The following is a 14,645-nucleotide window of genomic DNA, read 5'->3' on the forward strand; positions in this document are numbered from 1 at the left end:
GGCCGGGTGGGCGGCCGTGCGGGCTCGGGTAGCCTGTGATTGATGACATACCTGCCCGGCCTCAGCCAGCCCGCGCCGCCAACGATGGTGGCGTGGAGTCCTGACATGACAGCCTACAACTTTGGTCCGGGCCACCCCATGGCGCCGGAGCGGATGGACCTGACGGCCCGCCTTGCCCGCAGCCTGGGTCTGTTCGACCTGGACCATGTTGACGTCGCGGCGCCGGAGGTGGCCTCGGACGCCGACCTGCAGTCCGTTCACTCGCCGGAATACGTGGCGGCGGTCCGCCGTGTCAGCACGGACCCCTCCCGGCCGGACGAGTCCCGGGGGCTGGGAACTGAGGACGATCCCGCGTTCGCCGGCATGCATGAGGCCGCGGCACGCCTGGCGGGCGGCTCCCTGCTGGCGGCATCGCGCGTGCTGGAGGGGTCGGCCGTCCACGCCGTCAACTTCGGCGGCGGCATGCACCACGCGTCCCGGGACCGTGCCAGCGGATTCTGCATCTACAACGACGCAGCGGTTGCGGTGCAGAAGCTGCTCGACGGCGGCGTACGCAAAGTGGCCTACATCGACGTCGACGCCCACCACGGGGACGGCACCCAGAACATCTTCTGGGATGATCCCCGGGTCCTCACCCTCTCGCTGCATGAGACAGGGCTGACCCTCTTTCCCGGGACCGGGTTCGCCAACGAGATCGGCGGCCCGGCGGCAGAAGGAACCGCAGTGAATGTAGCCCTGCCTGCGGGCACCGGTGACGCCGGGTGGCTCCGCGCCTTCTACGCCGTGGTGCCGCAACTGGTGGGCGCCTTCGAGCCCGAGGTGATCGTGAGCCAGCACGGCTGCGATTCACACCGCAGCGATCCCCTGACGCACCTCAACCTCAGCGTGGACGGACAGCGGGAGGCAGCGAACGCCGTCGGGCATCTGGCCGAGCGCTACTGCGGTGGCCGGTGGATCGCCACCGGCGGCGGCGGCTACAACGTGCTGGACGTGGTGCCGCGGGCCTGGAGCCACCTGGTGGCCATCGCCGCCGGACGGCCCGTGCCGCTGCGGACGCCCGTGCCCGGGGACTGGCGGCAGTATGTGACGGAGAAGTTCGGCAGGGAGGCGCCGGCCCTCATGGGGGATGACGTGGAGCTGTGGTGGCGGTCCTGGGAAGTGGGCTTCGACCCCAACGACGCCGTGGACCGCACTGTCATGGCCACCCGCAAGGCAGTGTTCCCGCTGCATGGGCTGGACCCATGGTTCGACTAGGTTCCCTGGCGGCCGAAATAGTTGATGCCTTTCGGGGCATATGTCGCTAGGGTGGGAGGCATGGTGACAGACGACGTATTTGCCGTCATAGCGGAATCCACCCGGCGGGATATCCTGGTGGCCCTCCGGGCAGGAGACAAGGCCGTGGGGGAGCTGGTGGAGGAACTGGCGGCGAGCCAGCCCACCATTTCCAAGCACCTGAAAGTCCTTCGTGAAGCACAGCTGGTCAGCATGCGGGCCCAAGGCCAGAAGCGGTACTACGCGTTGAACCGCGGGCCGCTGGAGGGCATCGCCAGCTGGCTGGAGACGTTCGACGTCGGCCCTGGCACCAAAGCCGCCACGGCACCGCGTGGCCATCATCAGGAAATCCCGGGTCAGGCAGTCCCGGCCCAGGCGGGCAGTGCCACAGCGGGCGCTGCCCACCTGACCGAAGGCGTCGCCGCCGCGGCCCCCTCCCTGTCCCGGGCCGCCGGCGCTGCCGGGCCAGGCGCGTCGCAGACCCGGGAGGAAGTCCCGGCGCCCGTCCTGGTGCGCGAAGGCGCCGAGCTGAGCCCCGCCGTCGTGATTCCCGGCGGGACGGCCGCCCCTTTGAGCGATGACAGCGTGCCCCAGCAAATCGGCAGGACTGTTGGCCGCGCTGCCACCAAGGCCGCCGACCTGCTGGCGAACCTGCCCAACCTCCCTAAGTTCGGCCGCAAGAAGTAATCCCCGCGGAGCGGTAAGCGCAGCCTACTTGGCCAGCAGGCGCACGTGGTCCGGGGTGAGTTCGGACACCTTGCTGACGCCCAGCAGCGCCATGGTCCGCGCCATGTCCTTCTCGAGGATCTGCAGGGTGCGGTCCACTCCCGCCCGTCCGCCGGCCATCAGGCCGTAGAGGTAGGCGCGGCCGATCAGGGTGAAGTCCGCGCCCAGGGCCAGGGCGGCCACGATGTCCGCGCCGCTCATGATCCCGGTGTCCAGGATGATGGCGGCATCGGTGTTGTCCGCCGTGAAGGCCTCCTTGACCCCGGGCAGCAGGTGGAACGGGATGGGGGCCCGGTCCAGCTGGCGGCCGCCGTGGTTGGACAGGACCACGCCGTCGGCGCCGTGGTCCACTACCTTGCGGGCGTCCTCAACGGTCTGGATGCCCTTGACCACCAGCTTGCCTTTCCAGGTTTCGCGCAGCCAGTCCAGGTCCTCGAACGTGAGGGTGGGATCGAACATGGAGTTGATGAGATCGGCCACGGTGCCGGTGTAGCGGGAGAGCGAGGCGAACGTGAGCGGCTCGTGGGTGAGGAAGTTGAACCACCAGGCCGGCCGGTAGGAGGCATCCAGGACGGTCTTCACCGTGAGCGCCGGCGGGATGGTCATGCCGTTGCGGACGTCGCGCAGGCGGGCGCCGGCCACGGCAGTGTCCACGGTCACCATGAGGGTGTCGTTGCCCGCCCTGGCTGCGCGCTCGATCAGTTCCAGCGACCGGTCCCGGTCCGTCCACAGGTACAGCTGGAACCAGTTGCGCCCGTTGGGTGCGGCAGCGGCGACGTCCTCGATCGAGGCGGTGCCCATGGTGGACAGGGTGTAGGGGATGCCTGCGGCCGCCGCTGCCTGCGACCCTGCGTATTCGCCCTCGGACTGCATCATCCGGGTGAACCCTGTCGGTGCGATGCCAACGGGAAGCCGCGAGGGCTTTCCCAGGATCTCCGTACTGAGGTCGATGGCGGAGACGTTCCGCAGGATGCCCGGCCGGAACTCGATGTCCAGGAAGGCCTGGCGGGCGCGGCGGAGCGTGATCTCCTCTTCAGCCGCGCCGTCGGTGTAGTCGAAAGGCGCCTTGGGGGTGCGGCGCTTGGCGATGTCGCGGAGTTCCCAGATGGTGCTGGCCCGCTTCAGCCGCGCCTCCTTGCTGAACTCCGGCTTCTTGAACTGCATCAGCGGCGCCAGGTCCGAGTACTTGGGAATGCGGCGCTTCAAGGCTGCGGGCAGCGCGGACGACGACGGTGCCGGGGCGGGTGCCGGCGCTGCGGGGATGTCGGTGGTGTCCGGCGCCGGGGTCGCCTCAGGGTTGTTGGGCTGGATGGTATGCGTCATGGGTCCTCCTATGGTCCAACCACACTCTAGGTGATGTGGTCCAACCACATCAAGTACCATTGGCCTATGCGTACCCATCAGCTGGTCCTGTCCTGGATCGAGGACCAACTCTCGGCCGGCCGGTTGGCCGTGGGTGGAAGGCTGCCGGCGGAGCGCACCTTGGCCGAACAGCTCAAGGTCTCCCGCACATCGGTCCGCGAGGCGATCCGGATTCTGGAGGCAATGGGAGTGGTCCGCGCGGGCGTCGGGTCCGGGCCGGAAGCCGGGACGGTGGTGATTTCGGACCCCACCGCGGCGCTGGGATCCGCCCTGCGGCTGCACGTGGCCACCCAGCACCTGCCCGTGGCGGACATCGTGGAAACGCGGGTCCTGCTGGAGTCATGGGCTGCGGCGAAAGCCCCGCAGGACGCACCCGAACTTGACGGGGCGGCCGCGCTCCTGGCGGCCATGGATGCCCCGGACGGGCTTTCGGCCAGCGATTTCCTGGCCCTCGATGTCCGGTTCCACCTGGCCCTGGCCAACGCCGCCGGCAATGCGGTGGTCAGTGCCATGATGGGGTCGCTCCGGGAAGCCATCCAAGGCTACGCTGCCGAACTCACGGCCACCTTGCCGGACTGGGAAGCCACAGCGTCGCGCCTGCGCACCGAACACCACGCCATCCTCGCTGCGGTCAGGAATGGCGACGGCGCCCGGGCCGCGGAACTCGTGGCGGCCCACATCGAGGGATTCTACAAAGAGGCCGGGCTGGGCGAGGGATAAACCTGGGCGCAGCGTAGAGAAAGGCTCAGCCGTGGACCGTGCTGCGCGGCGCCTTGGCCGGCCCGGTGCTGGCCCGCACTTCCAGCCTCGGCTGGTAGCGGCCGCCCGTGGACGCATTGCCTTCCTTCCGGATCAGCGCCCGGAGCTGGTGCCAGGCCTGCTCGCCCAGTTCGGTGATGGGGACCGCGCCGGTGGTGAGGGCCGGCGTCGTGTACCTGGCGAAGGGGATGTCATCGAAGCCGGTCACGGAAATGTCCCCGGGGACGTCCAGGCCGCGCTCATGCAGTCCGCTCATCAGGCCCATTGCCACCAGGTCATTGAAGGCCAGGATGCCTGTGGCCCCGCTCGCCAGGACGGCATCCACCGCTTCGTGCCCGGTGTCGAAGTCGGAGCCGCCCTCCAGCATGGTCACCTCCACCTCGGGGTGGGCGGCCCTGAAGGCCTCCAGGCCCTTGAGCCGCATCTCATTGGAGGCGCTGCGGGGCGGGCCCGCGAGGAAGGCCAGGCGGGTGTGGCCCAATTCCACAAGGTGCCCCGCGATGTCCTGGACGCCCTGGCCGTAGTCCACCACCAAGCTGGGCACGTTCGGCGTGGAGGTGGTGCGGTTGATCAGCACCAGCGGGTGCAGCGAGGGTGCGATCTCCTCCAGTTCCGCATCGGACATGCGCGGGGCGCACAGGACCAGCCCGTCGCAGCGCCGGCGCGCCTCGCCCGCGAGGATGGACTCCTCGCTGGACACTTCGAATGAGTCCGCGATGAGCACGCGGTAACCGTCCTGGGCGGCTGCCCGGCTCAGGCCGCGGAGGATCGCCTGGAAGGTGGGGTTGGCCAGGTCCGGCACCACAATGCCGATGGTGTCCGTCTTGCCCAGGGCCAGGCTGCGGCCCACGGGATTGGGCTGGTACTTCAGTTCGGCGGCCGCTGCACGGACCCTGGCGGCAATGTCCGGGTCCACGGTGAAGTTTCCGTTCATGACACGCGAAACGGTGGCATGGGAGACTCCCGCCTTCACGGCGACATCTGCGATGCCGATCCTGCCGCTTGCCGATTTCCTGGCCATGGGGAACCCTTCGTTTGCGCCATCCGCCGGAGCTGCCGCGACCGGTTGGTGCCCGGGCGGCCGGCCGTGATGGCAACCTGCTTTGAAAGACAGCATATACGGGCGTAGGAAAGCGATTTCTATGCTTTTCCCAGCCGTTTTCCCGGACCGCCGGCAGATGTCCTGCGCCGGGAGCGAAGAAAGCGCTTTCCCTCAGCGCGGGAAATGGTTGACGAATGCCCCGCGGGGTTGGTACAACTTTTATAGACAACTGAGAAAACGCTTTCTCGCCTGCTTTTCCAACGGGTGCAGCAGAGTGCCGCCGCTGATCCACAGCCGCCGTTCCCACGGCCGTTTAATGAGATTTCGAAAGGGACCCCCATGGTCAACACAGCCGAGACGACGTCGGCCGCAGCTGCCGCCCAGGCCACTGCCAAGGACGGCGGGAAGACCCGCATCGCCCTGATCGGCACCGGTGGCCGCTCCGAGATGTACATCCGGGCCATCTTCGGCAAGCACGCCGACACCGCCGAACTGGTGGCGTTCTCCGACGTGAATCCCGGACGCGTGGAGTTTTACCAGAAGCTCATCCAGGAACTGGGCGCGCCGGGACCGGTGGCGTCCTTTGATCCCGCGGACCTGACAGCGTTTATCCAGGCCAACGGCATCGACCGGATTATTGTCACTACCCCGGACTACACCCATGCGGACTATATTGTTGAGGGTCTTCGTGCCGGAGCGGATGTCGTGGTCGAAAAGCCACTGACCATCGATGCCGAAGGCTGCCGCCGCATCACCCAGGCCGTCCAGGAAACCGGCCGGAACGTGGTGGTCACGTTCAACTACCGCTACTCGCCCCGCAACAGCGCGCTCAAGGAAATCATCCAGAGCGGCGTGATCGGCAAAGTCACGTCCGTCGACTTCAGCTGGGTCCTGGACACCGTCCACGGCGCGGACTACTTCCGCCGCTGGCACCGTGAGAAGAAGAACTCCGGCGGGCTGCTCATCCACAAGGCGTCGCACCACTTTGACTTGGTCAACTGGTGGATCGACGACGTCCCGGAGCGGGTCTTCGCTTCCGGTGGCCTGAAGTTCTATGGCGACAAGAACGCTGCCGAGCGCGGCCTTGGCCCACGCCCGGAACGGGGAACGCCCGACGCCGATGCCCCCGCCGGCGCGAAGGACCCCTTCGCGCTGGACCTGCGCGAGGACGAGCGGCTCAAGGCACTGTTCCTGGACAACGAACACTACGACGGCTACCGCCGCGACCAGGATGTCTTCACCGCCGGCATCACCATTGAGGACAACCTGGCCCTGGTGGTGGAGTACCAGGGTGGGCCGCGCCTGAGCTACTCGCTGAACGCGCACAGCCCCTGGGAAGGCTACCGGGTGGCGGTCAACGGCACCGAGGGCCGGGCGGAGCTTGAAGTGGTGGAACGCGCCGCCGTCCTGCACAGCACCGACCAGAAAACCGTCGTGGACCCTTCCGCGACCCCGGTGGAGGAAGAGGACGCCGTGCGCCGCAACGGCGAGCGGCTGGTGGTCCAGCGCCACTGGGAGGCCGCCTACGAGGTGCCGATCGTCAACGGCGAAGGCGGGCACGGCGGCGGTGACGAACTGCTGCTGTCGGACCTCTTCAACGGACCGGGCGAGGACCCCCTGGGCCGTCCCTCCGGTTACCTGGACGGCCTGCGTTCAGTGTCCGTGGGCATCGCAGGCAACCGCTCCCTGGAATCGTCCCTGCCCGTCCGGGTCGAGGACCTGGACCTCGGCGTCGACCTTCGCCGCGCCAAGTAGAGGAAAAACCATGAGCAGGATATTCGTGACCGGCGGCGCGGGCCGCCTTGGCCGCAGCGTGGTGGCGGGGCTGGCCCAGGCGGGCCATGAGGTGGTCTCGGTGGACCGTGACGCCGTCCCCGCCGGGCTCCTGCCGGCCGGCGTCGTCCAGGAGACCGCGGACCTCCTGGCGCCGGGCGAGGCACTGCGCCTCCTTCGGGCTGCAAGGCCCGACGCCGTCATCCACCTTGCGGCGATCGCGGTACCGTTCAGCGCACCCGAGGACGTCATTTTCGCCACCAACACCCGGCTCGCCTTCGCGGTCATCAGCGCCGCAACGGAACTGGGCGTTGGCAAAATCGTCACCGCCAGCAGCCCCACGGTCCTGGGCTACGGATGCCCGGCAGGGTGGCTGCCGCCGTCGTTCCCGTTGGACGAGCGCACGCCGCCCAAGCCCTGGAACGCCTACGCGCTGTCCAAGCTCATCGCCGAGCAGACCATGCAGATGTTCGCCACGGCGCAGGGAGAGAAGATCCGGTACGCGGCGTTTCGCCCCTGCTTTGTCATCTCGCCGGAGGAATGGGACGGTGCCCCCACCCAGCAGGGGCACACGCTCGCCGAACGCCTGGCCGACCCAGCCCTCTCCGCTCCGGCGCTGTTCAACTACGTGGACGCCCGGGATGTGGCTGATTTCCTGGACCTGCTGCTGCAGAAAATGGCAGACATTCCGAACGGGGAAACCTTCTTCGTAGGGGCAGCCGACGCACTGGCCACCGCGCCCCTGGCGGAGCTGATGCCAAAATTCCTGCCGGGAAGCGAAGCGCTCAGCGCCGGCCTCACCGGAACCAACCCGGCGTTCTCCATTGCCAAGGCCCGGGAACTGCTCGGCTGGCAGCCCAAGCGCAGCTGGCGCACAGAACTCAAGTCCCACCCAACCCTCAACGACGAGGCTTCCACGCTGGTTACCGCCAGCGCCGGAGGCAAGGAGACATCATGAAATTCGACGGCGTACTGTTCTTCCCCGTCACCCCGTTCACGGCCGAAGGTGCCGTTGACGTGGAACTGCTCAAGGAACACATCAGCTCCCGGCTGCCTTTCGGCCCGGGCGGCGTCTTCCCCGCCTGCGGCACCGGCGAATTCCACGCCCTCAGCATCGGGGAGGTCCGCACCGTGGTGGCGGCCGCCGTCGAGGTCGTTGCCGGGCGAGTCCCTGTGGTGGCCGGTGCGGGCGGACCCCTGGGCCACGCCCTCGCAGCCGCCCGGGCTGCCGAGGAAGCAGGCGCCGACGCGCTGCTGGTGCTTCCGCCGTACCTGGTCACCGGCCCCGCGGACGGGCTGGTGGCCTACATCGAGGCCGTGGCCAACGCCAGCAGCCTGCCGGTCATCGTGTACCACCGCGGCAACGCCAAATTCACCGCGGCGTCAATGGCCAAGCTCGCCGCCAACCCCAAGGTCATCGGTTTCAAGGATGGTCTTGGCGACGTGGGCCTCGCCCAGGAAATCGTGTCCGCGGTCAAGGCAACGGGCCGCAAGGACTTCGCCTTCTTCAACGGCCTGCTCACCGCCGAACTGACGCAGGGCGCGTACCGCGGTCTGGGCATCCCGCTGTACTCCTCGGCGGCTTTCGCCATGGCCCCGGAGATCGCCAAGGCCTACTATGACGCCTACGCTGCCGGAGACGAGGAACGGCGCAACGCCCTCCTTGAGGGTTTCTACGCACCCCTGGTACGCCTGCGGGACCAGACCCCCGGCTTCGGCGTTTCCCTGATCAAGGCGGGCCTCCGGCTGGGCGGAATGCCGGTGGGTTCCGTCCGCCCGCCGCTGGTGGACCCCACGGAGGAACAGCTCGTGGAGCTCAAGGCCATCCTGGCCAAGGGTTACGAGCTGGCCGGGCACTGATGGGCGCACCGGCGGCCGAAGCCGTCCGTACCGTTCCGCGCATCACCGGCCTGTCGACGCGGCTCCTCACCGTTCCGCTGCGCCGCAGCTGGGGCGCAGAGGCGCCGGAGAACCACGTGATCGCCACGGAGGTTCACACGGACGACGGCGGCACGGGCTTTGGTTTCTCCTGGACGCCCACCATCGGTCCCCAGGCAGTCAAGGCGCTGCTTGATCACGACATCGCCCCTTTCATCGCCGGTCTGCCCGCCACCCCCGAGGGGGTGTGGGACGTGCTCTGGAAGCGGCTGCACGAGGCCGGCGGCGGAGGGCTCACCACCATCGCCATGGCTGGTGTGGACCTGGCGCTGTGGGACCTGCAGGCCCGCCGTGCCGGGACGTCGGTCACCGGCCTGCTGGGCCAGCGGCAGGAATCAGCCGAGGTTTACGGCTCCGGCGTGAACCTGCACTACACCCTGGACGAGCTGGTGGCGCAGGCTGAACGCTGGGTTGCCGCCGGCCACCAGGCAGTGAAGATCAAGGTGGGCAAACCGGACCTCCGCGAGGACCGCGAACGCGTTGCCGCCGTCCGCTCCGTCCTGGGCCCGGACCGCAGGCTCATGATCGACGCAAACCAGCGCTGGGACCTGCCCGCCACCTTCCGGGCCCTCGATGTGCTGGCCGAATTCGGGCTGGAATGGCTGGAGGAACCCATCCGCGCGGACGATCTCTGGGCCTACCGCAGGCTCCGGAAGCACTCGCCCGTGCCCATCGCCCTTGGCGAAAACCTGCACACCATCTACCGGTTCCGCGATTTCATAGAGGCGGAGGCGGTGGACATCATCCAGCCCAACATCATCCGGGTGGGCGGCATTACCCCGTTCCGGCGGATCGTTGAGCTGGCACGGACCAACAGCATCAAGGTCATGCCGCACCTGCTGCCCGAACTGTCCGGGCAGCTGGCCCTGACCCTGGCGGAGCCCACCATGGTGGAGGACGTCGAGGAGGCATCCTTCGAACAGTTGGGGATCCTGGCCGGCCCGTCGCCGGTGCGGTTCGCCAACAGCAGGGTGGCCCTGGCGGACCGGCCCGGACTGGGCTTCCGCTTCCGGGACACCCCGCAGCCATGAACTTCCATACGACGAACAGGTACCTGACGTGACAACTGCAACGCTTTCCCTGACAGAGCTCACCGCTGCGGCCACAGCAGCAGCCAGGATCTCGGCCGCAGCCCCTGACGCAGAGCGCGCCGGCTGGCTGAACGCGGTGGCTGACGCCCTGGACGCCAATGCTGCTGAACTGGTGGACATCGCGGACGCCGAGACCAGCCTGGGTGCCCCGCGGCTGACGGGGGAGGTGGCCCGCACCACCGGCCAGCTGCGCCTGTTCGCCCGGGTGATCACCGAGGGTTCCTATCTTGAAGCGATCATCGACCACGCGGATCCCGCTGCCACCCCGCCCAGGCCTGACCTCCGCAGGATCCTCAAGCCCATCGGCCCTGTTGCCGTCTTTTCCGCCTCCAATTTCCCGTTTGCCTTCTCCGTGGCAGGCGGTGACACCGCCTCGGCCCTCGCCGTCGGGTGCCCGGTCATCGTCAAGGCACACTCAGGCCACCTGCGGCTGTCCGAACGCACCGCGGAGATCGTGGCGGAGGCGCTTCACGGCGCGGGTGCACCGGGCGGCCTGTTCGCCCTGGTCCACGGCCGTGAAGTGGGAACAGCCCTGGTCCAGGACCCCGCCATCAAGGCCGTGGGCTTCACCGGGTCCATCCCCGGCGGCCGGGCCCTGTTCGACCTTGCCACCTCCCGCCCCGACCCCATCCCGTTCTACGGGGAACTGGGGAGCCTGAACCCCGTGGTCATCACCGCGGCGGCACTGGAGGCACGCTCCGCGGAACTCGCCGCCGGACTGGCGGGCTCCTTCACCCTTGGGGCGGGCCAGTTCTGCACCAAGCCGGGCCTGGTGTTCATCCCCGCGGGGACGCAGTTTGCCGGGGCCGTGGCGGAGGCGAGCAAGGACAAGCCGGCCCTGGGCATGCTCACCAGCCGGATCGCGGAAGCCTACCCGGACGGGTTGCGCGCCTTCGCGGCAGTCGACGGCGTGGAGGTGGTCAGCGGCACCGTGGACCAGGACGCCGCCGCCAACGGCGCCGCTCCGGTGGTCTTCTCCACCACCGCCGCCAGGGTGCTGGAACGCCCGGAGCAGCTGCTGGAGGAGTGCTTCGGCCCCACCACCATCCTCATCGAATACACGGGCCAGGACGAACTGTCCGCCGTCCTGGCCAAGGTCCCGGGGAGCCTGACCGGCACCCTGCACGCCCAGCCCGGTGAGGACATCGCAGGCCTGGTGGAGCAGCTGTCCGGACTTGCAGGACGCGTCCTGTTCGAAGGCTGGCCCACGGGCGTGGCCGTCAACTGGGCCCAGCAGCACGGTGGCCCGTACCCGGCCACCACGTCACTGTTCACCTCGGTGGGCGCGACGGCGGTCCGCAGGTTCCAACGGCCGGTGGCCTACCAGGACGCCCCGGAGGCAGTGCTGCACCCGGCACTGCGTGAGGACAACCCCCTGGGCATCCCGCGCCGCGTGGACGGTGAACTGCAGCTTCCGTAAGCCAAGGGCCGGCAGGACCATCAACTAAGCCCCGGGACCCCAAGGTCCCGGGGCTTACGTGATGCCTGCAGAAGCGCCTTACAGCTGCAGCGTCACCGGCCGGTCCAGCCCATTCACGGTGGCCACAGGCCAGCGCGGGTCCACGGTGAGCACTCGAAGTCCGGATTCCGTGAGCTGTACCGTGTCTTCGATCTTGACGCCGGGGCCGGAAGGGTTCCAAGTGAAGGCCTGGTCCAGCACCACAGTGTCGGTGGCTTCGGATGTCACCCGCGGGTCACGGCCCGCGTAGCCGGCCGGACCACCCTGGTGGTGCTGCTCCCACTGGTCCGCCCCGAAACCGTGCCGCACGTAGGATGCCTGGATCTCGGCGAAAATCCTGTCCAGCCCGACTCCCGGGACGGTGGCGTCAAAAACATCCGCTTCCACTGCCGCGATGCGCGCCTCGGCGTCGCGCTCTTCCGGGGTGCCGGCGTCGAACCTGATCCAGCGGGTGATGTTGGCAACCAGGCCGTCGCGGCGGGCGCACACGACGGCCATGGCACGCCTGCCGAGGGGGGAGTGCGTGGCCAACGGGTGCCGGAAGGTGGTGCGGGAGCTGCCGTTGCACAGCAGGACCAGCGGCTCCGCGCCGGCGGCCACCACCCGGCCCGCCAGGGCCGAAACCAGCTCGAATTCCGTGGTGTCGGGGCGGGCGGCAGACAGGACATCGGTCATCATGGCGGCCAGTTCCGCGCTGAGGGTGGAATAGCGGGCGCTTTCAGCGGGAAGGAGCCGCTGGCGGGCGGCCCGCAGCTGCGAAGAGACGTCCGCTTCCGCCAGCGGCCGGGAGCCGTTTCCGACGGCGGCCGCGGCCTGGTGCAGGTTCCCGTACCAGGGCACGGTGTGCAGGTTGACGCCGCCGGGAAGCTCCTCGGCCGCGATCCTGCCGGCTTCGTTGTTGAACGTGACCAGGTGGTCGCCGTCCCGGTCCACCAGCAGGGCGGCGATGGGATCGCCGGCCAGGCTGATGTGGACGCGGCTGCCGTCCAGGTACCACGTCAGGGCGGTGTTCGTGGTGAGAAGCACGGAGTCATGCCCGGCGGCGTCGAGAATGTCCAGGACACGCTGGCGCTTGATGGCCCGGTCCGTCCTGGACCCGGGAGCCACCCGCGCCTCCCGCCCGGAAACGGCTGATGTTGTTGTTTGGCTCATGACGGCTCCCCCTGCTGGTTGGTCAAATCTTCGATGTCGGTTGTGGACAGGATTCCGTCGGCCACAAAGACGGTGACGCGCCGCCGCACGGGACTGCCCGGCCGGGCCGTCACGGGGGCGTCCCATGCCAGGGACTGGCCCACTCCGGGGTAGCCGTCCACCCGGACAAACCAGGGATCCGTGGACCCTTCCGGTGCGACGAACACCAGGGTGGCGGGCCCGCCGTCGAACTTTCCTGACCAAGCGAGCCACGGCGTGACGCTTCCGTGGGCCTCCGCCTCGCCGGAACCGGCGGTGGTCCAGACCGCGGCGTCACCGCAAGGGGGCAGGCGCCAGAAGAAGCCACCGTAACCGCCCTCGAAGCGTCCGTTCGATCCCGGGCTGCCCAGGCTGACCGGCTTGTCACCGGCGGGGGACAGCGCGAAGTCGAGGGACAGCCGCCAGATGGAGGGCGCGACGCCGGACCACGCCCAGGAGCGCTCCTCCACTAGGATGGGGGCACCGTCGGGCCCGTTCCAGTCCAGGGTTTCCTGGAGCTTGCCTGCACGCCCTTCGCCGGCGTCGGCCTGCGCCGCCGTGGTGGCGGTGCTGACGATGCTGCCATGGTCAGGACGCCAGACGTACTGCCCGGCTTCCCGGGTATAGGTGCGGCCGCCCCAGAAATTCACCCCGTCCACGTCCTGCAGCGCCACCCCAACCCCCAGGTGCCACACATGGTCCAGCGGCTGGTGGTCCGTCACCACGGTTCCGGCCAGTGTCCGGACCGGGTGCAGGTAGGGGCGGGGGGAGGACACTGTGCGGATGTGGCTGCCGTCCTGGTAGTCCGCCACCGGGTGGCCGTCCAGGGTCAGGGTGCGGGCGGGCGGCAGGGTGCGGGCCCAGGGGACGCCGAGTTCGGCGAAGGTTGCCTGCGCCTTGACGGCGCGGGCCATCAGGTCGGTGATGCCCGGGACCACGGGGTGGGCGTCGTCGCCCCCGCCCTCCCAGGAGACGTACCGGGCGTCGATCGGGGCCGGTGCCGGAGAGGTGCGGATGGCCTCCAGGACGGCAGTGAACGCGCCGGTGTCCTCAAGGGCGCAGAGCAGGGGAGCCCCCGTGGCCCGGGCCTCGAGCAGGTTCTCCAGCAGGTCCGTCCGCGCGTAGGTCTCCCGGCGCTCGCCGTCGGGCGTGGTGATGACCACCTCATCGCTGGTGTAGGAAAGGGTGATGTCACCCAGGGTTCCGTGCACGGTCACGGTGGGGTCCAGCTGTTCCGGGGCGCAGAGCGTGAGGGCGCACAGCAGCGTGGTTCCCTGGGAAGTGCGGACGCGCAGCACGGAGGTGTCGTCGCTTTCGGTCTGGTTGGCCCGGTACAGGTCCGTTTCCACGGAGGCAATGTCCGCCAGGGTGTGTGCCCCGGCCAGATGCAGGGCGGTGGCCACTGCGTGAGCCAGGGCATTGGTGGCCACGCCGTCCACCACGTCCACGCCGTCGAGGCTGCGCTTCCCGGCCCAGCGCGAGCGCTTGAAGTATGCCGTGGTCCGGAGCCACTGGCCGGTGGCGCTGATGCCCAGGACGGTGCCGATGTCCCCGGCGGCCACCAGGTCCCTGATGGCGGGCAGGGCGTGCGATCCCAGGCTCTGGAAGCCGACCTGGACCAGGCGGCCCGCTTTCCCGGCGGCTGCCAGCACGTCCTGGAACTGGGCGAGGGATGCTACCGGCGGCTTTTCCACATACACGTCCTTGCCCGCTGACAGGGCGGCGAGGGCCAGGGGAGCATGGGTCTGGATGGGGGTGGCAATGATGACGACGTCGACGCCCGGCTGGGCGGCCAGCAGCCCGTCCATGTCCGGGTACACAGCCACCGAACCGGCCAGGCTGCCGGGCTGCGGCGGGTTGGGATCGGCGACGGCCACCAGTTCAAGGGCGCCTGCCTGTTCAAGGCGGGCCAGGTTGGCAAGGTGCCGCTCGCCGAAGCCGTGCACGCCCACCAGGGCCACCCTGGGGAGGTCTGTGGACGGGGGCTGCCGGTGTGGGGATTCCGCCGAATGCTGTGTGGTCACGTGGGTCCTTGGGGAGGTTGTGGAAGAGG

At 69.0% G+C, this 14,645-nt stretch carries 12 protein-coding genes; 8 read left to right on the forward strand and 4 right to left on the reverse strand.

What is annotated here, in order from left to right; translation table 11 throughout:
• The first annotated feature begins 42 nt into the window (after positions 1-42).
• Complete coding sequence (locus tag ASG79_RS16715; protein ID WP_056392604.1) at positions 43-1,254, forward strand: acetoin utilization protein AcuC; 1,212 nt, start codon at positions 43-45, stop codon at positions 1,252-1,254.
• Positions 1,255-1,314: 60 nt separating this feature from the next.
• Complete coding sequence (locus ASG79_RS16720) at positions 1,315-1,959, forward strand: ArsR/SmtB family transcription factor (RefSeq protein ID WP_056392605.1); 645 nt, start codon at positions 1,315-1,317, stop codon at positions 1,957-1,959.
• Between the two features lie 24 nt (positions 1,960-1,983).
• Here the strand turns inward: ASG79_RS16720 and ASG79_RS16725 are convergent, their stop codons facing one another.
• A complete protein-coding gene (locus ASG79_RS16725; protein ID WP_056392608.1) occupies positions 1,984-3,321 on the reverse strand; it encodes an alpha-hydroxy acid oxidase in 1,338 nt (445 codons plus the stop codon).
• 66 nt (positions 3,322-3,387) lie between these two features.
• On the opposite strand from ASG79_RS16725, the gene ASG79_RS16730 reads away from it, so the two are divergent.
• The gene (locus ASG79_RS16730; RefSeq protein WP_056393107.1) at positions 3,388-4,080 is read left to right on the forward strand and encodes a FadR/GntR family transcriptional regulator; all 693 of its coding nucleotides are present in this window, start codon (positions 3,388-3,390) and stop codon (positions 4,078-4,080) included.
• A 25-nt stretch (positions 4,081-4,105) separates the two neighbouring features.
• Here ASG79_RS16730 and ASG79_RS16735 read toward each other — a convergent pair whose 3' ends face one another.
• Positions 4,106-5,140 carry a LacI family DNA-binding transcriptional regulator gene (locus tag ASG79_RS16735; RefSeq protein WP_056392610.1) on the reverse strand — a complete coding sequence of 345 codons (1,035 nt, stop codon included), beginning with the start codon at positions 5,138-5,140 and terminating at the stop codon, positions 4,106-4,108.
• A 360-nt stretch (positions 5,141-5,500) separates the two neighbouring features.
• Between ASG79_RS16735 and ASG79_RS16740 the strand changes: the two genes are divergently transcribed.
• From ASG79_RS16740 to ASG79_RS16760, 5 genes are read left to right on the forward strand one after another with little or no spacing between them, the layout of a single operon-like run.
• Positions 5,501-6,916, forward strand: coding sequence for a Gfo/Idh/MocA family protein (locus ASG79_RS16740; protein WP_056392612.1), 1,416 nt, complete (start codon positions 5,501-5,503; stop codon positions 6,914-6,916).
• Between the two features lie 10 nt (positions 6,917-6,926).
• Positions 6,927-7,892 (forward strand): NAD-dependent epimerase/dehydratase family protein, encoded by a 966-nt coding sequence (locus ASG79_RS16745; RefSeq protein ID WP_056392614.1) that lies wholly within the window; start codon positions 6,927-6,929, stop codon positions 7,890-7,892.
• The gene (locus tag ASG79_RS16750; RefSeq protein WP_056392616.1) at positions 7,889-8,794 is read left to right on the forward strand and encodes a 5-dehydro-4-deoxyglucarate dehydratase; all 906 of its coding nucleotides are present in this window, start codon (positions 7,889-7,891) and stop codon (positions 8,792-8,794) included. The genes ASG79_RS16745 and ASG79_RS16750 overlap by 4 nt, the downstream gene beginning before the upstream one ends.
• The gene (locus tag ASG79_RS16755; protein WP_056392618.1) at positions 8,794-9,903 is read left to right on the forward strand and encodes a mandelate racemase/muconate lactonizing enzyme family protein; all 1,110 of its coding nucleotides are present in this window, start codon (positions 8,794-8,796) and stop codon (positions 9,901-9,903) included. The genes ASG79_RS16750 and ASG79_RS16755 overlap by 1 nt, the downstream gene beginning before the upstream one ends.
• 28 nt (positions 9,904-9,931) lie before the next feature.
• The gene (locus ASG79_RS16760; RefSeq protein ID WP_056392620.1) at positions 9,932-11,383 is read left to right on the forward strand and encodes an aldehyde dehydrogenase (NADP(+)); all 1,452 of its coding nucleotides are present in this window, start codon (positions 9,932-9,934) and stop codon (positions 11,381-11,383) included.
• A 78-nt stretch (positions 11,384-11,461) separates the two neighbouring features.
• Here the strand turns inward: ASG79_RS16760 and ASG79_RS16765 are convergent, their stop codons facing one another.
• Positions 11,462-12,574 (reverse strand): M24 family metallopeptidase, encoded by a 1,113-nt coding sequence (locus ASG79_RS16765; RefSeq protein WP_056392622.1) that lies wholly within the window; start codon positions 12,572-12,574, stop codon positions 11,462-11,464.
• Positions 12,571-14,616, reverse strand: a complete 2,046-nt coding sequence (locus ASG79_RS16770) for a DUF6807 family protein (RefSeq protein WP_056392624.1) — start codon at positions 14,614-14,616, stop codon at positions 12,571-12,573. The genes ASG79_RS16765 and ASG79_RS16770 overlap by 4 nt, the downstream gene beginning before the upstream one ends.
• Positions 14,617-14,645 lie beyond the last annotated feature (29 nt).

Source organism: Arthrobacter sp. Soil761, from assembly GCF_001428325.1.
Lineage (GTDB): Bacteria > Actinomycetota > Actinomycetes > Actinomycetales > Micrococcaceae > Arthrobacter.